20 protein-coding genes are annotated in these 20,095 nt (G+C 51.7%); 16 read left to right on the forward strand and 4 right to left on the reverse strand.

Going from position 1 to position 20,095, the window contains the following annotated elements:
- The first annotated feature begins 85 nt into the window (after positions 1–85).
- From IKP20_05245 to IKP20_05285, 9 genes are all read left to right on the forward strand, one after another.
- Complete coding sequence (locus tag IKP20_05245; protein ID MBR4504356.1) at positions 86–1,087, forward strand: trimethylamine methyltransferase family protein; 1,002 nt, start codon at positions 86–88, stop codon at positions 1,085–1,087.
- Positions 1,088–1,132: 45 nt separating this feature from the next.
- Positions 1,133–1,570: a trimethylamine methyltransferase family protein gene (locus tag IKP20_05250; protein MBR4504357.1), complete on the forward strand. Its 438-nt coding sequence runs from the start codon at positions 1,133–1,135 to the stop codon at positions 1,568–1,570.
- A gap of 36 nt (positions 1,571–1,606) precedes the next feature.
- The gene (locus IKP20_05255; protein MBR4504358.1) at positions 1,607–2,254 is read left to right on the forward strand and encodes a methyltransferase cognate corrinoid protein; all 648 of its coding nucleotides are present in this window, start codon (positions 1,607–1,609) and stop codon (positions 2,252–2,254) included.
- Positions 2,255–2,598: 344 nt separating this feature from the next.
- Positions 2,599–4,224, forward strand: a complete 1,626-nt coding sequence (locus IKP20_05260) for a methylamine methyltransferase corrinoid protein reductive activase (protein MBR4504359.1) — start codon at positions 2,599–2,601, stop codon at positions 4,222–4,224.
- 506 nt (positions 4,225–4,730) lie between these two features.
- On the forward strand, positions 4,731–5,645 hold the full coding sequence (locus IKP20_05265; protein ID MBR4504360.1) for an EamA family transporter: 915 nt from the start codon (positions 4,731–4,733) through the stop codon (positions 5,643–5,645).
- A 2-nt stretch (positions 5,646–5,647) separates the two neighbouring features.
- Complete coding sequence (locus IKP20_05270) at positions 5,648–5,944, forward strand: hypothetical protein (protein MBR4504361.1); 297 nt, start codon at positions 5,648–5,650, stop codon at positions 5,942–5,944.
- Positions 5,945–5,953: 9 nt separating this feature from the next.
- On the forward strand, positions 5,954–6,097 hold the full coding sequence (locus IKP20_05275) for a hypothetical protein (GenBank protein ID MBR4504362.1): 144 nt from the start codon (positions 5,954–5,956) through the stop codon (positions 6,095–6,097).
- Positions 6,098–6,319: 222 nt separating this feature from the next.
- On the forward strand, positions 6,320–6,634 hold the full coding sequence (locus IKP20_05280; protein ID MBR4504363.1) for a quaternary ammonium compound-resistance protein SugE: 315 nt from the start codon (positions 6,320–6,322) through the stop codon (positions 6,632–6,634).
- Between the two features lie 5 nt (positions 6,635–6,639).
- Positions 6,640–7,017, forward strand: coding sequence for a QacE family quaternary ammonium compound efflux SMR transporter (locus IKP20_05285; protein MBR4504364.1), 378 nt, complete (start codon positions 6,640–6,642; stop codon positions 7,015–7,017).
- 26 nt (positions 7,018–7,043) lie between these two features.
- Here IKP20_05285 and IKP20_05290 read toward each other — a convergent pair whose 3' ends face one another.
- The 3 genes from IKP20_05290 to IKP20_05300 form a co-directional block, all read right to left on the reverse strand.
- Positions 7,044–9,002: a VWA domain-containing protein gene (locus IKP20_05290; protein MBR4504365.1), complete on the reverse strand. Its 1,959-nt coding sequence runs from the start codon at positions 9,000–9,002 to the stop codon at positions 7,044–7,046.
- Positions 8,987–10,012 (reverse strand): AAA family ATPase, encoded by a 1,026-nt coding sequence (locus IKP20_05295; GenBank protein ID MBR4504366.1) that lies wholly within the window; start codon positions 10,010–10,012, stop codon positions 8,987–8,989. Before IKP20_05295 ends, IKP20_05290 begins: the two co-directional genes overlap by 16 nt.
- A 128-nt stretch (positions 10,013–10,140) precedes the next feature.
- On the reverse strand, positions 10,141–10,791 hold the full coding sequence (locus IKP20_05300; GenBank protein MBR4504367.1) for a hypothetical protein: 651 nt from the start codon (positions 10,789–10,791) through the stop codon (positions 10,141–10,143).
- A 297-nt stretch (positions 10,792–11,088) separates the two neighbouring features.
- Here IKP20_05300 and IKP20_05305 point away from each other — a divergent pair, with 297 nt between their 5' ends.
- From IKP20_05305 to IKP20_05325, 5 genes are all read left to right on the forward strand, one after another.
- Positions 11,089–12,081 carry a transposase family protein gene (locus IKP20_05305; GenBank protein MBR4504368.1) on the forward strand — a complete coding sequence of 331 codons (993 nt, stop codon included), beginning with the start codon at positions 11,089–11,091 and terminating at the stop codon, positions 12,079–12,081.
- Positions 12,082–12,664: 583 nt separating this feature from the next.
- Positions 12,665–14,128 (forward strand): APC family permease, encoded by a 1,464-nt coding sequence (locus IKP20_05310; protein MBR4504369.1) that lies wholly within the window; start codon positions 12,665–12,667, stop codon positions 14,126–14,128.
- A gap of 91 nt (positions 14,129–14,219) precedes the next feature.
- Positions 14,220–14,867: an alpha/beta hydrolase gene (locus IKP20_05315; protein ID MBR4504370.1), complete on the forward strand. Its 648-nt coding sequence runs from the start codon at positions 14,220–14,222 to the stop codon at positions 14,865–14,867.
- Between the two features lie 11 nt (positions 14,868–14,878).
- On the forward strand, positions 14,879–15,394 hold the full coding sequence (locus tag IKP20_05320; GenBank protein MBR4504371.1) for a hypothetical protein: 516 nt from the start codon (positions 14,879–14,881) through the stop codon (positions 15,392–15,394).
- 359 nt (positions 15,395–15,753) lie between these two features.
- The gene (locus IKP20_05325) at positions 15,754–17,217 is read left to right on the forward strand and encodes an APC family permease (GenBank protein MBR4504372.1); all 1,464 of its coding nucleotides are present in this window, start codon (positions 15,754–15,756) and stop codon (positions 17,215–17,217) included.
- A gap of 67 nt (positions 17,218–17,284) precedes the next feature.
- Here the strand turns inward: IKP20_05325 and IKP20_05330 are convergent, their stop codons facing one another.
- The gene (locus IKP20_05330; GenBank protein MBR4504373.1) at positions 17,285–17,650 is read right to left on the reverse strand and encodes a hypothetical protein; all 366 of its coding nucleotides are present in this window, start codon (positions 17,648–17,650) and stop codon (positions 17,285–17,287) included.
- A 144-nt stretch (positions 17,651–17,794) separates the two neighbouring features.
- Here IKP20_05330 and IKP20_05335 point away from each other — a divergent pair, with 144 nt between their 5' ends.
- The gene (locus IKP20_05335; protein ID MBR4504374.1) at positions 17,795–19,273 is read left to right on the forward strand and encodes a class I SAM-dependent methyltransferase; all 1,479 of its coding nucleotides are present in this window, start codon (positions 17,795–17,797) and stop codon (positions 19,271–19,273) included.
- A 165-nt stretch (positions 19,274–19,438) separates the two neighbouring features.
- On the forward strand, positions 19,439–20,095 hold a 657-nt coding region (locus tag IKP20_05340; GenBank protein MBR4504375.1), incomplete at its 3' end, for a hypothetical protein.

Raw genomic sequence — 20,095 nt, forward strand, 5'->3', positions numbered from 1 at the left:
AAAGTATTTGTTTAAACAAACAGATTACTCATCCAAACCGATTATGGCCCTCAATCTATTTGGGCCAAGACTAGGAGGAACAAAAATGAAAGCAGTTCAGTACCCTGGAAAAATCAAAGCGGCCGGATTGAAACTCACCATGTTCACTCAGGACGACCTTGAGTCCATCGACAAAGCCACCAGGGACGTTCTCTGGAACTACGGAGTCCAGGTTTCCGACGACGAAGCCAGGCACATCTTCGAGGACAACGGTTGCATCGTGGACTACCAGACCAACATGGTCAGGATCCCCGACTTCCTGCTCAACAGGGCTCTCGCCAGCGCTCCCAAGACCTTCTACCTCTACGGAAGAGACGACGAGCACACCGTCGAGCAGACCTGGAAAGGACGCGTCCACTTCACCAACTTCGGAACCGGAATCCAGATGTGCGACTATCTCGGCGACAACAAATACGAGACCCGCGACTCCAACGACGCGGACCTCGCCAAGACCGCCATCCTGTGCGACTGGGCAGAGGGAATCAGCTACTTCTCCCTCTCAGTTTCCGCAAGGGACTGGGCAGGAGTCGGAGCCGAAGACGTCCACGAGCTGTACACCTCGATCGCCAACACCGTGAAGCACTTCCATCACATCGATCCCGTGGCCGACCACGTCAAATACTACTGGGAGATCCTCAAAGCGTATTACGGAGGAGACGAGAAGAAAGCCCGCGACAGGCCTCTCATGTCCATGCTCGTGTGCCCCACCTCCCCTCTAGAGCTCAGCTACAACGCATGCCAGGTCATCATCCAGGGTGCCAGATACGGAATCCCCGTGAACGTCCTGTCCATGGCCATGGCCGGAGCGTCTTCGTCCATCCACCTTGCGGGAACCCTCGTCACCCACAACGCCGAGATTCTTTCCGGTATCATCCTCGCTGAGCTGGCGAAACCCGGTGCGGCCGTCTTCTACGGATCTTCCACCACCTGTTTCGACCTCATGCATGGAACCGCCCCCGTCGGAGCCCCCGAACTCGGAATGATCTCCGCTGGTGTGGCCAAACTCGGACAGTACTACGGACTGCCCGTGTTCGTCGCCGGAAACTAGACCGACGCCAAAGTCCCCGACTCTCAGGCCGCCCACGAGAAGACCATCACCTCGTTCCTGCCCCACATGGCCGGTGCCAACTCCATCTACGGAAGCGGAATGCTCGAGCTCGGACAGACTTTCTCCCTTGAGCAGCTCGTCATAGACAACGACATCATCAACATGGAGAGGAGAGCCCTCGAGGGAATCCCCGTCACCGATGAGACCCTTGCCGTCGACGTCATCAAGGAAGTCGGAGTCGGAAACGACTTCATCGGACACCCCACCACCATGGAGAACATGGAGATGCCTTCCAACCCCCTCGTCTTCAACAGAGACATGCTCGGTGACTGGAAGTCCCAGGGATCCAAATCCTGCGTGGAAGTCGCCCACGAAGTTGTTCTGGACGTCATGAAGAACCACATCGTCCCCAAGATCGACCCTGAAATCGACGCGAAGATCAGGGCTATCGTCAAGGAAGCAGACGACTCAATGAAATTCTGATTTAATAAACGACTTAATTTGAAGGAGGAAACAAACATGTCACTTTGCGACGACGCAAAAGCAGCAGTAATGACTTACAACAACAAGAAGGCCGTCGAGGTCGCCAAACAGGCTATCGCCGAGGATTTCGACATCGTCGAGCTCATCGAGAAGGGATTCTCCCTCGGAATGACCGAGGTCGGAGCCCTCTTCGAGCAGAAGAAAGTTTACCTGCCCCACGTTATGGCCGCCGCGGCCGCCATGAACGCAGCTATGGACGTCCTCAACCCCGAGCTCGAGAAGCGCGGAGGAGAGGTCTCCTCTGGGCTCGGAACCGTCGTTATCTGCTCCATAGAGGGAGACATCCACTCCATCGGAAAAGACATCGTGGCCATCATGCTGAAAGTCGCAGGATTCAAAGTCGAGAACATCGGAAGGGACGTTCCCCTCGATCAGATCGTCGAAGCCTGCAAGAAGTACCAGCCTGTCGCTGTCGGTACCTCTGCCCTCATGACCTCTACCATGGTCCACCAGAAGACCCTGGAAGAGAAGCTCAAGGCAGCCGGCGTCAGGGACTCCCTCCTGACCAACGTCGGCGGAGCACCTGTCACCCAGCAGTGGGCCGACGAAATCGGAGCCGACCTCTACACCGAGAACGCCTCCGATGCCGCCGCTAAGTTCAGCGCTGCATTCGAGAAAGAGTGAACCTAAACCTCAATCGAAACAGAGGGGGCTAACCCCTCGCCTTTCTTTTTCACCCGATAATAGCCGATCTGATTCCCATCAGATCAGTTTGCAACGAATGCGATGCGGCCGACCATTCGTTAAGTACGGGATTTTGGCGGCTGGAACGGAGCGCAGACTCCGAACAGATCGAATCGACGGCGGGGAGATGCCATAGAGACGCTCAAAAGATGGCTTCAACATTTTTTTCGAGTTATATTCGATTGTTTTTGGATGCCGACGCCATTTATCATTGCAAGTCATCGTTAAATATCGCGGAACAATACCTTTAATAATATTCTCAACGAGAAGTTTGGACTGATAAAATGGCCAACTACGGAATCGCACTGGACATCGGAACTAGCGGAATGAGGTGCCAGGCCTTGGATTTGGATACGGGCGAAACTCTGGGAACCGCTATCACCCAACGCCATCCCATACCTGGGATGAATGTTATCGACCACGTGAATTTTGCGATCCAATCGGGCGAAGACATCGCCCACGGCCTGATCGTAAATGCCGCCAACAACCTCTTCGCATCGTTAGGAATCGATCTCACCCAAGTCAAAAGGATAGGGGTCTGCGGGAACACATTCCAGATGTCGCTGTTCGAGAACATCGAGATAAGGGATCTGGCATACGCAGGCAAAAATGCGCTGAAGAATATGGGCGTGATTCCTCCGGAAAGGAATGGGACAATAAGGAAAGCCGAAGAGCTCGGTCTCATCGGCCTCCCCAACGCGGAAGTCATAATACCGCCCGCTGTCACCCACGAAATAGGCGCGGACGCGATTGCGATGCTGAAGATGACCAACATCCTCGAAGAGAAAGAGCCTGTCATCGTGGTCGACTACGGAACCAACGCCGAGATGGCCCTCATCGTCGACGGAAAAATCTACACCGGATCCGCTGCCGCCGGGCCTGCTCTGGAAGGGCAGGAGATAGAGCGCGGGATGCTTGCCGCCCCTGGAGCGATCTCTGATGTGGATGCGGTCGAAGGCGGCTGGGAGTGCACGGTCCTCAACGATGCCATCAGGGATGTCATCGCCGACGTGGTCGATCCGACCACCGGAAAATCGGTGATCACCAGAGACCAAAGGGCGATTGGAGTCACAGGAACCGGCGTCGTCGCCGCTTTGTACTGCGGTATGTACGGAGGCCTCATCAATACACCCCAGATCCTGACTCCGGATGAGAAAATACATCTTCAGGATGGAGTATGCATCAGCTCCCATGACGTCGAGGAGGCTGGAAAAGCTATAGGCGCCCTCCGCGCCGGTTTCCTGACGCTCCTTCTCGAAGCTGGCCTTTGGACCGGAGACGTCAAGAAAGCATATATGTCCGGCGCCTCAGGATTGTATGTAGATGCGATCAAAGCGTTGGGAATAGGGATGGTCTGCCCGGGCGCGACGCACCTCATACAGTTCGGGAACACTTCCATCGAGATGGCCAGGAAGGTCGCGCTAGGCCAGGTCGATCTGCTCAGACTCCGCGAATTCGCCAAGGAGCTCAGAGCCACCCATGTGATGTTCGCAACTTCGGACAATTTCAAGAACATCTATTCGATAGAATACTCCCTCTGGTGCACCGGCATGCCTGCCGACCAGTACAACCCGATGCTAGAAATCTATGGGTATAAGCCTCTGACCGAGCCCGCCAAAGACGTAAAGGTCGAAAGGCTCGCGAAGACCGATCTCCCTGACGTCGAGAAGAGAGGGGTCATAATACTGGAGGAATCGAAGACCGTCCTCACAGGCAAGGTAGATGGATGCATCGAATGCAAGAAATGCATGAAGGCATGCCCGGAGAAAGCCATCTCCATCGTAAGGGAAAGCGACGGCGTCCACGCTTACGTAAAATCGGACAGATGTGCGGGCACCGCTTGCAGACGCTGCGAGCATGCGTGCGATGGAAGCCATCTCTCACTCAGAGAATTCCAGATCGTTCAATGATGGGGCTTAATGCCCCGCAAACCCTTTCCGACATTATTATGGCCGCGCATATCGCGGATAAGCGACCACAAGCCTATTGCAGCGATTCATACCGAATTGTTGTTTATCATTAGCAATACATTAATATATTACTGGCCACGCTTTTATTTATTGAGTAATCAACATAAAGATACTTTATATATTAAAAAAATTTATTGATTAATCAATATAATAAATACTGGATGATATTATTTAACTCTTTTTGAGGAAAACATAATTTTATATATTCTTCCAACATCTTTTAAACTTATCATCTTTACAACCAGGCTACAACTGGAGGAAATAAAATGGATGTTAATGAAAAAAAGCAGCTGGACCATAAGAAGAAAGTCCGCATCGGACTTCTGATGGGTATCCTGTGTGCCCTTTATTGGGGAATATGGTATGTTCCCGGGAATTCCGCATGGAACCTAGACATACTTCTGGAATTGCAGGATAACCTCGCAGAAACTTCCCTGAGCGGGGACATGCAGACTATCGCTGCGTGCATATTCATCACAGGTTTCAATGCGATCTTCTGTGCGCTCGTGCTATTCATCTGGAATGGCGGCCTCAAAAAACTCCCCGAATTCAAGAGGGAACTGGTTGAGGTCAGAGGAGCCAGCAAATACTTCATGATGGCAGGTATCTGCGGAGCCTGCGCAGTTTCTGGAACTTACCTCGCGGCTTTCAACCTCAGCTCCGGGTTCGCCGCCATCGCCGGACTTTTGTATCCGATCATCGGAACCATCATGTCTGTTCTGTATCTCAAGCAGAAAGTCTCCAAGAGAGGATACCTCGCAATCATTGTCCTTCTCATCGGAGGAATCACGCTGTACGCCGGATCCATCGCTACCGGAGGAGTCACCGGCGGCGAAGGCACCAACCCCACCATCGGACTCATCGGCGGAGTCATGGCCGCAGTCGGATGGGGATTCGAAGGAGTCTGCGCAGGAAAGGCGCTTGACTTCTGCGAGCCCGATGTCGGTCTCCACCTGAGATTCGTCTTCGAAGCCATATTCTGGGCCATTGTCATGTGCGTGCTGGCTGTCTGCGGTGTCCCCATATTCAGCACCGTCGGCGAATTCCTTGACCCCGCTACCTTCTTCATCTTCATCCTGCTCGGACTGTCTTTCGCTTGGTGCTATGTCACCTGGTACAAGTCGTTCCCGCTGCTGGGAGTTGCTCGCGGACAGGCTGTCGGAAGCCTTTACGCCGCTTGCGCGGTCTTGTTCCTTTGCCTCTTCTGCGGGCCTCAGAGCGCGCTCGGATACACCGATGAGACGATGGCAATCATCGTCGGATCTACCATCGCAGGACTCATCATATGTCTTATCGGAAGCTTCCTGCTGGCATCGGAAGACACTGAAGGTCTCGTCTCGCTGAGAGAAAGGGGTGATTGAATATGATGGAAGGAGAACCCATCAAATTCCGCATCCTGGAACTGTTCAATGATAAGGAATGGTGGCTTCAGGACATCGTCCCCGTAATCCAGAAGGAATACAACATGGCAGGGGACTATGGCAGAGGAGTCGTGACATACGATATCATCGAGCTTGTCTCGGCAGGATTCCTTTCCGAAGAAGAAACAAAGATCGACACGGAAGGCACATTCTGGAAGGACCACCTCATCCACCGCTACAAAATCACGGGTTTGGGGAAGGACATGTTCCAGGAAATCGTCCACAGAGTATCAAAGTGAGGTGAAAGAATGGGCAACTGGGAGCAATACGTAGACACATTCTCCGAAAGCATACTTGGAGGCGATGCATCCGCCATAGTGAGCTCGATATTCATCATAGCTCTCTGTGCTTTCGGTCTCTGGAAAGCGTACAAAATTTTCAAAGAAATATGAAAACTGGGGGGTTCATCCCCCCTTCTTCAAGATTGAGTTTTATCTCCCGGTATTTGCGCACAGGTTCGCTTTGTCATTCGGGCGGGCGATAAAAAGGCAGTACATTGATTTGACAATAAAAATCATTAATTCATATGCATTTTTAATTATTGAACAACCATAATCAGCAACAATTATATCGTATCCCGTCAAATTAGAATTATGGAAATGATTTGGGCTTGGATCATCCTTCTGGTGGCCAGTATCATCGAGCCGATATGGGTCACCTGCCTGGACAAATCCGAGAATTTCAAAAAGATAGGGTGGGGCATCGCCGCCGTCGTTCTGGTGCTGCTGTGCTTATACCTTCTCTCGATACCCTCTAACCCAGAGAACATCGGGCCGGGAGTCTCTTACTCCATCCTGGCGGGTATCGGAGCCGCAGGAATCGTGATCATAGGAAGGGCTCTCTACAAAGAGAAGCTCACCGCCAGGAAGATGCTGTTCATCTGCATGATCGTGGTCGGGATAATAGGTGTAAGACTGATTTCGGGGTGAATTGAATGGAGATGAAAAACAAAACTGCGCTCGCATGGATACTCATCATATTGGGGGGATTCCTTCAGCTGGGATGGTCCATCGGGCTCGCATACACCGACAATTTCACCAACATCATGTGGGACGCCATAACCATAATATTCCTTTTCCTGAGCATGATCTGTCTGGAATACCCCATGAGATTGGGCGTGCCGTTCACGACGGCCTATGCCGTATGGATAGGCATCGGAGTGCTATTCACGGTCATCGTATCGTATGTCTTGGGCTTGGAGGACACACCCTTCAGCTTAGGCATGGGGATATGCTTGGCGCTCATCATCGGCGGGGTTGTGGGCCTCAAACTCACCCCCGTGGAATACATCGGCGACGAAAGCGGAAAATAATCGGGGAGGGGAAAATCCCCCGCCCCTCATTTTTGGATGCGCTGCTTGGCAGTGCGGACCAGATTGATCTCTTCGTGTGTGACGACTTTGAGATCGTCCAAGGTATAGTACGTGGCTCTGAGAGCGTCGGCGAACTCTTTGGCATGATGGACGGTGTCATACCTTTTCTCCGAATCGATGACGATCCACTTCACGCCGGGGATGTTCATCCTGCGGGCGATGCCCAATGCCTCCTCTATGGGATCGGTGGTCTTGTCATCAGGATCCAAGCATATATTTGCGCCCCCATCGGTCACCAGAACGACGTAGCAATCGTCATCGGGACGCTTTTTCGTGTACATGGACATATAATCGTTGAGGTACTGAAGAGCCGCCGACATCGGCGTCCTCTTTCCGATAGCCAATTCGTCCAGCAGCTTGTAGATGGTCTCGACCTCTCTGGAGGGCTGCATCAGAATCTGGATCGCGCTCTCGTTGAATGTCATGAACCCTACGCGATCCTTCTTCACATAATGCTGCTTCAGGAGAGACAATATCGCCCCTTTGACTGCCACCATCCTGTTCCTGATAATGAGCGACCCGCTGGTATCGACGGCGAACAGGAAGGTGGAGGAGGACCTCGTCTCCCTGATCTTCTCCCTCATATCCTGTTTCTCGATGATGACGGCCAAATCGGTGTCCTTCTCGCTGTGGCGCTTGATCTGATACGGAGCCGCCGCGCGGACCGTCGCATCGAATGCCAGATCGGGATTCTTCTCTTCTGTCATACGGGAGCCGACATATCTGCCCGAACGGGTGGCGGTCCTTTTCATGACCCTTTTCCCTTTCGTGCTGGATACCCCGCGGGCCTTTGCCGCGCCTTCCTGCTCGAAGAGGTCTATGGTCTCGAAGGTCTCCCCGATCTTGGTGATGATGTCTTCTGCCTCGCTGCCTTTGAACTTATGCGTATCGTCGGCGACGGCGACCGGATCCGCCTCGTAAGGAGTGTCATCTTCCTCCTGATCGGAGCCCACCCCATGATTGGGATCCCTGGTCGGATGGACCGCTTTGAAAATCGCCCTGGATTCGGTGTTGAACCCGACGCTGGAATGGACTACCTTCTCCATCTTGTCGACGCGTCTTCCCTTGACGACCTTGCGCCTGTGGGAGAGGCACAGGATCGTGGCTTCTTCCAGATCGTCGTCGGAGATATTGGACCTTCCATCGAGAGCAGCCAGAGCTATGGCGACGTTGGCCGTGGAAAGATCTCCTCTGGCGCCGTCTATGCCCATATTCCCGCTGACGGTGGCTATTGTGCGCGCGATATTCTCTGGGACTACCGCGCCTTCAGTAATTTTCCTCGCCTCTGCTATCTTCTTGGCGATGGCCCTTTCCTCCTCGACATACATGGAGGCGAACGCATCGGGATCCTCGTCGAAAGCCAGGCTGCGCCTGAGTATCTCCGTCCTGCCGGCTTCATCATCGGGATAATCGGCATCGACGCAGATATCGAAATGGTCCAGGATCACAGGGCTGAGATACGAATCATGGATGTTCATCGTGGCCACGAGGATCGTATCCACTTCGTACATCGTGGATATGTTCTCCCTCTCGATCTTAACCCTTCCTGAAAGGACGGCTTCCATCACGCCGTTGGTCATCCTTTGCTCGAACAGATTCACGTCATCCATGTAGAGGATGTTGCCGTCCGCGCGCTGGAGAAGGCCCTCTTGGAGCTCGATTTTCCCCTCCTTGATAGCGGATTCCAGATCCAGGCATCCGAACAGCTGCTCATCGGTGACGTTCAGAGGGACATTGACTATCGTCTTTCCGGATATCTCTCCGAGCGAGCGCGCGACCAGGGTCTTTCCCGTCCCCGAAGCGCCTTTGATGAGTACCGTTTTGATCTTAGGGTTGGCTATAGCGCACATCAGCGCCTTTTTGACCTGCTCCATCCCATATACGGCGGGGAAAGGATAGTGTGCGACCGTCATATGCCCAGGCATATGTCCAGCTCCTTCATGTCGAAGGTGACCTCCTCGAACGCGCGCTTCTTGAGACGGTGCCCGAGGACGAGGGGAGCGACGGTGCGAAGGTCTTCTTTGGTGACTTCCGCCCTGCCCTCCAATGCCGCATTGGCTTTGGATGCCCTCATCATGGTGATGTCAGCCCTGTGGCCTTCCATCTTGAAATGGATGCAGACGTGAACGATATCGTGGAGTATCTTATCGTTGAGGACGACTTTGGGAAGAAGAGCGCGGGCGTCCTCGATCTTCTTCCTCAGGGCGTCGGTCTCGCTCTGGAACGAGGCGAGGTATCCCTCGGGATCGGCGTCGAATTGCATCCTGCGCCTGATGACTTCCATCCTGGTGCTCACATCCTTCTCGCCTTCGACATCGACACAAAGACCGAATCTGTCCAGAAGCTGAGGCCTAAGGCTTCCCTCCTCGGGGTTCATGCTTCCCACAAGAACGAATTTGGCGGGGTGCGAGAATGAAACACCTTCCCTTTCGATGTAGTTGACGCCCATCGCAGCGGAATCCAGCAGAAGGTCGATGATGTGGTCGTCGAGAAGATTGACCTCATCCACGTAGAGGATGTTTCCGTTGGCCTGCGCCAGGACTCCCGGTTCGAATTTCTTCTGTCCGGTTTTGAGGACGTGCTCCAGATCGAGAGTACCGGATACGCGGTCCTCGGTAGCGCTTAGCGGGAGCTCCACAACGGATGTGGGAACTTCCTCGGTTTTCAGCGTGTTGGATGCGAGTTTCTCGCGGCAATCGGCGCACATCCTTTTTGGGAATCTGGGGTCGCAATGGTAAGGGCACCCTACCACAGACTGCCTCGGAGGAAGGATCTGCGCCAAAGATCTGACGGAAGTTGATTTGGCGGTCCCTTTCTCCCCTTTGATGAGAACCCCTCCGATTGCAGGGTCCACTATATTCAGCAGAAGCCCTTTCTTCATCTTGTCCTGCCCTACTACGCGAACGAATGGGAATATGATAGTCTCGTTAGCCATTGGATCAACATCCGTGCCCATCTATGGGTTTTCGGTCGTCTATAATTAAAGGTTAATAAAGAATGTCGGTATTAACCAAGAAATTAAAAGGTGTGAAATCGGCAGCCGGCTGCCGGCCGCCATAGGTTTCATTGGATTTCGTCTTCGTCGTCCATCTGAAGCGAACGCATTATGGACTCGACCATATCTTTTAGATCGTTGATGTCTCCCCGTACCATGGATATCTGGGACCTCAAACCGCGGACGTCGGCCTCCAGGGATTCTATCCTTTCAACGTATCCATCATTGACGGCCTTCTGCTGGGGGACTTCCAGATTCTTGATCTTCATTATGGTCTTCTCGCGCTGGATGCGAAGGTCGCGGGATTCCTTCTCCAGTTTGTTTTTTCTGTCGAAATCGTCTGCAATCGCAGCCTCGACGATGGCTTCGTCCAACTCGGAAATGCGGACCTGCATTCTCTTCAGGTCTTCCTTTAAGACTGCAGGATCGTCCGAATCGGATGGCCCATAGTTCTCCTGCGATGATGGCTGGGGCTTGGAGCTGCCCATCCTGGACGTCGCCTCATCCTCTATCCTCATCCTGTAATCCCTTCCCACAGGCTCGAATGACGGCCCAACGGGATTGACAGTGGCATTGAGATCCCTCGAGACCAAAGGCACTTCAAGCCCGCATTCGACGAAGGAATCCTCGATCTCCTTCCTTCTGGCAGTGTATTGGTTCACCAGCGCATCTATCTTCTCGATGCATTCTTTGTTCTCTCTCTTCTGAGCTTCATCCATCGGTTTGATCTTTTCCAGATCCGTTCTCTATGCGCTCAGCCTCTCAGTTTCTTTCGCGAGGAAACGGATTTCCCTGTCATATTTGCTTCCTGGCATTACAATCGGCACCCATATTATTGTATTTAACACACAGTTCGTGAGCGAGGCGTACGCCTCGCTCAACAAAACGAAGCGCCTTGCTCAAAGGCTCTAAAAAGAGGGACTTCGTGACGATAGTTGGTGAAACAAACGAAACAAAGTCCCGGTATCAGCGATGCATTAGCTTGTCAAATACTTAACGAAAGGTTCTCAGAATATATGGGGTCGGCATGGGACTTCAAACTCATCGGAGGCAACGACATCCCGCTTGTAACCTTGCGTTACAACGTCGCGGTCGTGGCAGTCGAGGACGGGTGGACATACAAGGAGATACGCAAGAAGTTCAATGTCTCCGACGGCTTCATCAGGAAGTGGAGCAGGCTTTATGCCGCCCACAAGTCATACGCAGCCAGCCATCCGTCTGCGAACACTCAGATCAAGACCAGATTCCAATCCGTCTCCAACCGTCCCAAGAGTTGCGAGTCCCCCGTGAGGGACGAGCACAGGAGCCAGATTTTGAAAAGGCAGTCTAAATACGGCTTCGAAGGTGCGCTGCGCATCAAGCATGCGCTGAATCTGCCGCTGTCTCCCACAACCATAACGAAGATTCTCAGGGAGGAGGGACGCATCGGAGCGCCGAAGAAGCGCCACACCAACCTGGCGAGGGGCAGCTACGAGCGTCCACTCCCGAATGACCTGTGGCACACGGATTTCAAGCAATGGAACTTCGAATGGGGCCGCGTCGAATCCATCTGGATCGTGGATGACAGATCCAGGTTCATCACGGGGTTCCACATAGACGACCACTCGTCGGCGGACATTGTGATCGACATGTTCGAGAAGGCCATGGCCATGTTCGGGAGGCCCAGGCAGGTCATAACCGACCACGGGTCGGAGTTCTATTCCATGCTCGGTGGCCCTGGCCGGTCCAAATTCGACAGGTGGTGCGCGAAGAACGGCATAAAGCACATCAAATCCCGCGTGAGGCACCCCCAGACCAACGGAAAGATGGAGCGCACCCACAGATCGGCCCTTGAGGAGACTCCCTATTTCGGCGACATGAAGTCCTTGGCCGAAGCCAGGGAGGTTTTCTCGAGGTGGATAGAGTACCGCAACACGGACTGCCCCCATTCCGCCCTGGGTTACGGGCTCACAGTCTACGAGTACCTGTCGTCCAACTACATTTACAAGAACCTGGCGGACATGGCCTGACGCATACGCCTGCGCATGCGCTATGGGTACTACGTACCCTCCGCTTCTGCGCAGGCGTACAGACAGTTTTATCTTCGATTGATAATCAGTGTCCTGTCACTCACGAAGTCTGTGTTTAGCATAATTATGATAATGCTCTTATAATGGATTGTATCAGCAGATACAATCTCAGTGGACTTCCAAAATCAATAGTTTTGTCTAGACAATATTATTTAAATTTTGTTTCGAATACATTGTTTATTGAATTATCAACAAAAAATTCCTAAATATGTTGTTTATGAATCTGTTATTATAACACAATTAGGAAATTTAATGATTAATTATCCTTATAGCAATTAAAAAATGGGATGAATCTATAACAAAATTTAAATATTGAATTTATTGAAATATTGTAGTCATCAATGAATTTTATAAAACATATATTTTAATTTTTTCTTCAATAAATAAAAAAGATTAAATATGGTTTAATGAAATTTTATTAAACAGTTGGATACAATCGGCAAGAAATGTATCCAAGGGAGGAATCAACTTGAGCAATAACGTCGAGGTCTACTCGGACGGAAAATCGGGATCGGAATCGTCCATGACGAATTCTCAGTCCGACAGCGGCCTCGTAAAGTCCATCGATTGGAAGCAGGGAGTGATCATCGCCATGGGCGTTCCCATTCTCATCCTTCCAGGTATCTACGACATAGCAGGTACCGCATGGGGACTTAGCATAATGATCTGGACCGTCTCGGTCTTGCAAGGGTTCTGCCAGAATTTCGCCATCGGAGAGATGGCGGCCGCTCTGGAAGCGCCTGGAATAGGCGGGTGCGCGCAGAAGGTATTCACAAGCCCCAACCCTAAAAAATTCGATCTGGGAAAGTTCGCAGGCGCGTTCACAGCATGGGCCTATTGGTTCACGTGGACGCCTGTCATTCCGATTTTCACTTGCACAGCATGCGATTACATAACCAAATACATGGAAATTGGATTGGGAATATCGCTTCCTTTCGATATTCTTTATATGCAACTCGCTCTCGGCGTCGTTATCTTCAGCATAATCGTGTTCGTCGGGTCCAAGGGATTGTCTGGAGGAGCCAAACTCGGCCTTGTCCTCGCTCTGATAGCTATCGTGCCCATGCTTGTGGTCATCGCCATACCGTTCACCGGATTCTCCACTACCGGCCATGCGTTCGATTTCGGCATGATAGTCGATAACCTCACCCCGACGGGATGGGATTGGTCTGCCGGCGACTTCCTGATGATCTTCGGAATGTTTGCCTATGCCCAGTGGTGCGCTTGCGCATGGGAATCTACCGCAACCTACGGATCGGAATACAAGAACCCCGGAAGCGATCTGCCTAAGGCGATGATCTCAGCGGGTCTGATCTGTCTCGCCATGTATTTCATCGTGCCCTTCTGCGTTTACGGAATGCTCACCCCCGAGCAGATCGATGAGTGGGGCATCGCGACGCTTTACCCCATTGCCCTGTCCGACTTCGGAGAGATAGGCCTCATTGTCGCTTTGGTGCTGCTGGTAGCCGGAATGGTCATGCTGATCCAGACCGCTTTCCTCGGATCTTCCAGGACACTGTACTTCATGGGCCACGAAGGGAACATGCCCGGATTCTTCACCAAGACCAATAAGAACGGCGCGCCTATCGCTGCGATGCTGTTCCAGTTCGCGATGGGCATAATATTCATCCTGATCATCCATTTCGGATCCGTAGGAATGATTCTTGCGGCATCCTCCTTCGGATTCTGCTTGGCGCTCGGGATGGGTATGCTGGCATTCGTCGTGTACAGAAGATCGGAGAGATTCAAGGATCTGCCCAGACCATGGACCGCCCCCCGCGGATGGTTCTATGTGGCATGCTTCCTGATGATCTATCAGTTCTTCATACTGATACCTTGCCTCGCCTATTGGTGCATCAACGGAGGAATCGAAAACGGAACGTTCTCGGTCATAATAGGGGCGATCATCTTGCTTCTGTACATTCCGGTCTGGTTCGTTCTTCAGAGCAGGAACGCTAAAATGAAGGGTGGAGCAAAGAATAGTTAACCTTATCCGAAAGAACCGATCGAGGGTCGGACATTCCGGCCCCCGGCCCCTTTTTGCCCATATTTCGGCATCGATGAGGGAGGCGCAGGACATGTTCGCGAAAATAAACGGCATCGATATCCATTACGAGATCGAGGGAGAAGGCCGTCCCATAATACTGCTCCATGGGAACGGCGAAGACATGTCAATCTTCGACGTCGCAGTCGAAGAGCTCAGAGATTTTTTCACCGTAGTCAGAGTGGATTCCAGAGGCCACGGGCTGAGCTCCCCCGCAGATGCTCTGCATTACAAGGACATGGCCGAAGACATCCATTGCCTCATCAAGGAACTGGATCTTGAGAATCCTGTACTTTATGGATACAGCGATGGCGGTATAATAGGGCTGATCCTCGCTTCCGAGCACCCCGATGATCTGCTGAGGCTGGCGGTGAGCGGCGCCAATTCCGATCCCTCTACCGTAGAGTGGACGGAGGAAGAGCTGGACTCGTTGGACAAGACCGACCCCAAAATCCGCCTGATGCTGGAGGAACCCCATATTTCGGAATTCGATTTGGCTTCCATAAAGGTCCCGACCCTGGTGATCGCAGGGGAATTCGACTCCATAAAGAGGTCGGACACCGAATTCATATCCGCTGAAATCCCCTATGGGCACATGTATATCGTTCCGGATGCGGACCATGGGAGTTATGTGGTCAATTCGCCCATACTTCCCCGCATCCTCAAGGATTGGATTCTTTGAGGAGGGATAAGATGGCTGAGACACCGTATTGGAACGCATTCCTGCCGGCTCTGCTGGACAGGCTGAGCTTCCATATGCGCAAGAATCTGACGAAAACAGTGGAACCCTACGGCCTCAACAGCTCCCATGCGATTTACATCCTTGCACTGAGAGTCCAAAACGGGCAGACTACCGCCGGGCTGTCACGCTTTCTCGACATCGACAACGCCAATACGCACAGAGTTCTGAAGGTCCTCAAAGAAAAGGGCATAGTCTATGACGATCGCATCGACCCCCGGAGCAAAAAATACCACGTTTACCTCACAGACTACGGAAAGGAACTCGCCGACATGATATCCGATCTGGTTGAGGGCATAGATATGGCATATTCGGCAGGGCTGACGCCGGAAGAGATCAGCGTCACGCGGAATGCCGTCCTGAAGATCATGGGCAACGCTTTGTACTCCGAGACAGATTCGAAGGATCTTAAGTTTGACAAGCCATACTACTCGTATTTAGCTGAGCTTGCAGCCAAAAACGACGGATAATTTGGCTGCGAGAACTTAGTCCTATTTTATTTTTGAAGTAATTAATATTAATATTTATCTATATATTTTAAATATTATAGTACATTGATTATTTGTTTAAAATTTACACTTTATAAATTTTTTTATTGACACATCACCTATTTATATTGCATAAACAATTGACGGCTAAACTAACGATGCATGCTGCCATTTTTTTTATTGACTATATCAATACTTTTGTTTTCTTCAATTAATTTTATATAGTGAAGACAATATTTTTTGTTAACACATCGACAAATAACATGGATGTTTGATTGGAGGAAAAATAAATGTCAGATGATAGCGCGTCGATGGCTAGATCTGTGAGCTGGAAACAGGGGATGTTCATTGCCCTAGGCGTTCCGCTCCTGATTTTGCCATCGTTAGGCGACGTATCTTCACTCGTATGGGGATGTTGCATATTCGTATGGACTGTGTCAGTACTGCAGGGATTCGTCCAGAATCTCGCTTATGGCGAAATGGTGACGATTCTGCCTAATGCTACTGGGCTCCCTGGCTGCGCTCAGGCCGTATTCAAATCAGAAAACAAAACAAACGGCGTAGACAAAGGCAAGCTATTGGGAGCCTTCAGCGCTTGGTGCTATTGGTTCGCTTGGTGCCCCGTGGTCGTCATTTTCACGATGATGATCGGAGACTACCTCGTCCAAATGTTCGATCTCGCTTTCGAGGGATGGGTGGCAGTCGGATTTTACATGGTCGTCGGGATCGTAATCGTTTCCCTTATGCTAGTGTTGGGATTGCGCGGCCTCGAAGGCGGAGCCAAAGTCAGCACAATTCTGGCATTGCTTTCGCTCATACCTATAGTCGTCATTCTTCTCGGAGCTCTCGCCAAGGGAATGTTCAGCTTCGATGTCATCACGACGGAATGGACCCGCCCCGGATTCAGCTGGTCCACCCAAGATGTCGTGCTCATCCTCGGATGCTTCGCGCTCGGACAATGGAGCGCCTGCGCTTGGGAGACGGCGGCCGTTTACGGACCGGAATACAAAGAACCCGGAAAGGATGTGCCTAAAGCGCTCTTCGGATGCGGAATCATCTGTCTCATAATGTACTTCTTCGTTTCCACTGTCGTATACGGATCCCTCGGACACGACGCAATCGTGGATGCGGGCACCGCTACGCTCAAGCCCATCGCAGGATTCGTCTTCGGAGACTTGGGATCGTACATCGCCTTGTTCTTCCTTATAGTCGCGATGGTTCTGATCATTCAGACCGGATTCCTTGGATCCTCGAGATCCCTCAACTCAATAGCGGAAGAAGGGAACCTCCCCGCATGGTTCGCCGTCAAGAACAAACACGGCATGCCCATAAATGCGATGATTTTCGTGAGCGCCTTCAACCTTGTGCTTCTCGTCGTGCTTGAGGCCAGCTCGTGGGTGTTCGCGCTTTCCACCACTTCCATGACAGTTCTCACGGCTTCCGCCATCGGATACTGCATCGCAAACGGGATCGCTCTCGCCGCATACGTGAAGACCAAGAGAGACCCCAGATTCGCAAGCATAGAGAGGCCTTTCAAAGCACCCAGAGGCTGGACCGGCGTCATCTCGGCGATGGTCGTAGTTCAGTTCTGCGTATGGCTCCCGAGCCTCGTCTATTGGAGCTACTACCTGAGCTCCGATGGCGGATTGGAAACTGGGATAACGGCATATATAGCCATAATCATAGCCGCAGTCATACTATCGGCTTATGTGCCCATCTGGTACTTGGTCCAGAAGAGGAATTCTAATTCCGAAGCCGTCGATCAGAGGCAGATAAGCCGCCTGGGAAACGAGGAAGGACACTGAGCCGAGTGACGATAAGTCTCTGAAAAAACTTCTTAAACATCTGGGAGGGGCGCCAGCCTCCCCCTTTTTACGATTGCTCTTCCATCAGCTTTTGGACGTCCGATTCTAGGTCGCGCCTTTCCGGATCTCCTATCTTATAATACGCCCATCTTCCATCCTCACCCAGAACATAAGCGTATTCGGCAGACTCTTTGGCGCACAGATCTTCCCCCGGGGAGTATGTCCTTGGATTCCCGCCGCAGAAAGATGTATTGTTCAGCGCTGTTCCCAAAGAACTCATGTCACCTTTGTCGATAAGCATCCCAAGAAGGCTCCTATCAGAAAAAGCTGACAGAAGAGTCATTCCGGCGCTGCCGATATATCCGTCATAGCTGCAGGAAACCCCTCTGATGGAGTCCCCATATTCCATTGATATGAAGCATTTAGTGCCCATGGCCGACGATTCTCGGATGCGCTAATAATACATGCCCGTACGCGCACATCACGTTTGATTATGGAGCCATGAATCTACGAAGAAGAATGAAGGATCCAACATGGCCTTTATAGCATAGGACTGAGTGCGTTGAATGCCGATAATATGAACGAAATATCCAGGACCAGAAAAGCATGGGATGCCGCCGCCAAAGAATACAGAAAGATAGTGGAAAGCCAGCTCTCATCGTCGGATAAAGACGAATGGATGAGAATGGTATACGAGAACGCCCCCAAAAAAGAAAAGCTCAGAGTTCTGGACATAGGCACCGGACCGGGATTCTTCTCCATTGCCATGTCCTTGGATGGACACGATGTCACGGGAGTGGACCTCAGCGAAGGCATGCTGGAGGTCGCCAGAATGAATGCGGAGGAATTCGGCGCGAAATGCGACTTCCTCCAGATGAACGCCGACAGGCTGTATTTCGAATCCAACACATTCGATCTCATTCTGAGCCGCAACGTGACATGGACAATCCCCGACATGGAGGAATGCTACAGAGAATGGAGGAGAGCCCTCGCGCCTGATGGCCGCATAATCGTATTCGATTCCAATTTCAACTGGAATTTCTTCGACGCTGAGCATGACAGAATGTTCAGGGACCTCATCAGGGAGATGAAGATATCAGGCCGGGATTCGGGGACCGTGAATACAGGGTTCATGTTCCGCGGCGAATACATGGAGACCCGCCCTATGCTTGGGACGCAGCGCCCCCAATGGGATCGGAACGTGCTGATCAAACTTCGCTTCATGGACATCGTCGCTGAGGAGAACGTTCTCGTCGGAGGCCCTCTTGACCGGATGCCCAACCCCGAAGCGCCAGCCCCTTTGTTCCTGATCAGCGCCAGAAAGCCTTCCCCAGAAGAGGAGGAAAAATTCCTGGTGGAAGAATACTGGGGAGGCGTGGCGCCATTCGACAGCGGAACTTGCCACAGGATATGCGCAGATGGGAGGGGGATGGAATACCTCAAATTGTTGGGCAATAGAATCCCGGAGAAAGCTAAGCTTCTGGATCTTGCATGCGGAGCCGGTTTCTTGGCCATTGCCGCCTCGCTCTCGGGCCACGAATCCGTCGGCATAGATTCGTCCAGACATATGATCGAAGAGGCAAAGAGATGCGCCAAAGAGGTTGGTTCCGATGCGGAATTCGTTGTCGCCGATGTATGCAACCTTCCATTCGATGATTGCACCTTTGATTCTGTTGTGATCCGCAACAGCTTGTGGTCATTTTTCAATCCGGAAAAAGCGCTCTCGGAGGCATGCCGCGTACTCAAACCAGGCAAAAATCTGATCATCATAGACGCCAATTGGATCGGCTCGCTGGATTCCAATCTGCCGAAAACAAACGATGACGGAGTCAGAATAAGGAGCGGAGAGACAGGATTCGGCGGCACCGGCATCATAGACCCGATATTCCGCAGACTCCCTCTTTCGGGAGAAGAAAGGCCTTCCTGGGACTTGCGCGAGCTCGGCCGCCTTGACATGAATATCTTGGAGAATGAAGTATTTGAAGATGCTTTGGTCGAGGAATGCATACGCAACGTTTCGGATCGCCAATTCATTGTGGTTGCTAAAAAAGGATAAAATGCTCAATGCATCGCGAAAATTGACTATATACACCATTATTGTATGATTACTATGTTTATTAATAAATAAAATGTATGATGATCAATAGTTGTCAATATTCGCCATCTATTAAATATTAAAAAAACAGTCGTCAAAATTGGAACTATAATCCAAGGTGTTATTTTGGCAAACAACAAAATGCTGATTGCAATAGCTGCGATTGCTATCGTAGCCATCGCCATCGCCGCTGCTTTCCTGCTGATGAACAACAATGGCGGGAACAACGGCAATAACAATACCGACACGTCGGACTATCTGACCGAAGATTCCGGAAAAGCCACTGTCGGTTCGATCGACACCAAACTCTTGGTGTTCGGGAACGCTAACAACGACGTCTATCTCAACAATGACGATGTAACTTTCATCCAGAACATAGTCGATGGCAAATCGACTTGGAACAAGGCCAAGAATCCTCTGGCCGATACGAACGCTGACGGCAAAATAACGAAAGAGGACGTCGGCCTTCTGAAATGCTTTATCGAGCGCAAAACCGCTCCGATGTTCTACGTCAACGATCTCCTCGAGACCGTTAAGATCACATTCCCGCTCACCGGCAAGATCGCCATCGGCGGATCGATGGATGCGGACCTCCTGAAGATCATCGGGAAATACGACCTCATCACAGCCACCATGGACGCAGATTACGACGAGTCCGTCTATCCCGGCGCGTCCAAGTGGACCAGGCTCGGCAGCTACCCCTTCGATTACGAGAAGGTCGTCAGCTCCGGCGCGACCGTCGTCATGGGGCAGGGAGGCTACGTCTACGACAGCACCTTCGAC

Source organism: Candidatus Methanomethylophilaceae archaeon (genome assembly GCA_017524805.1).
In the GTDB taxonomy this organism is placed as follows: Archaea; Thermoplasmatota; Thermoplasmata; order Methanomassiliicoccales; family Methanomethylophilaceae; genus Methanoprimaticola.

Coding starts and splice junctions, on each gene's coding strand:
- IKP20_05245 (MBR4504356.1), top strand. CDS start 86: ATGAAAGCAGTTCAGTACCCTGGAAAAATCAAAGCGGCCGGATTGAAA.
- IKP20_05255 (MBR4504358.1), top strand. CDS start 1,607: ATGTCACTTTGCGACGACGCAAAAGCAGCAGTAATGACTTACAACAAC.
- IKP20_05260 (MBR4504359.1), top strand. CDS start 2,599: ATGGCCAACTACGGAATCGCACTGGACATCGGAACTAGCGGAATGAGG.
- IKP20_05265 (MBR4504360.1), top strand. CDS start 4,731: ATGCAGACTATCGCTGCGTGCATATTCATCACAGGTTTCAATGCGATC.
- IKP20_05270 (MBR4504361.1), top strand. CDS start 5,648: ATGATGGAAGGAGAACCCATCAAATTCCGCATCCTGGAACTGTTCAAT.
- IKP20_05275 (MBR4504362.1), top strand. CDS start 5,954: ATGGGCAACTGGGAGCAATACGTAGACACATTCTCCGAAAGCATACTT.
- IKP20_05285 (MBR4504364.1), top strand. CDS start 6,640: ATGGAGATGAAAAACAAAACTGCGCTCGCATGGATACTCATCATATTG.
- IKP20_05290 (MBR4504365.1), bottom strand. CDS start 9,002: ATGCCTGGGCATATGACGGTCGCACACTATCCTTTCCCCGCCGTATAT.
- IKP20_05295 (MBR4504366.1), bottom strand. CDS start 10,012: ATGGCTAACGAGACTATCATATTCCCATTCGTTCGCGTAGTAGGGCAG.
- IKP20_05300 (MBR4504367.1), bottom strand. CDS start 10,791: ATGGATGAAGCTCAGAAGAGAGAGAACAAAGAATGCATCGAGAAGATA.
- IKP20_05305 (MBR4504368.1), top strand. CDS start 11,089: ATGGGGTCGGCATGGGACTTCAAACTCATCGGAGGCAACGACATCCCG.
- IKP20_05310 (MBR4504369.1), top strand. CDS start 12,665: ATGACGAATTCTCAGTCCGACAGCGGCCTCGTAAAGTCCATCGATTGG.
- IKP20_05315 (MBR4504370.1), top strand. CDS start 14,220: ATGTTCGCGAAAATAAACGGCATCGATATCCATTACGAGATCGAGGGA.
- IKP20_05320 (MBR4504371.1), top strand. CDS start 14,879: ATGGCTGAGACACCGTATTGGAACGCATTCCTGCCGGCTCTGCTGGAC.
- IKP20_05325 (MBR4504372.1), top strand. CDS start 15,754: ATGTTCATTGCCCTAGGCGTTCCGCTCCTGATTTTGCCATCGTTAGGC.
- IKP20_05330 (MBR4504373.1), bottom strand. CDS start 17,650: ATGGGCACTAAATGCTTCATATCAATGGAATATGGGGACTCCATCAGA.
- IKP20_05335 (MBR4504374.1), top strand. CDS start 17,795: ATGAACGAAATATCCAGGACCAGAAAAGCATGGGATGCCGCCGCCAAA.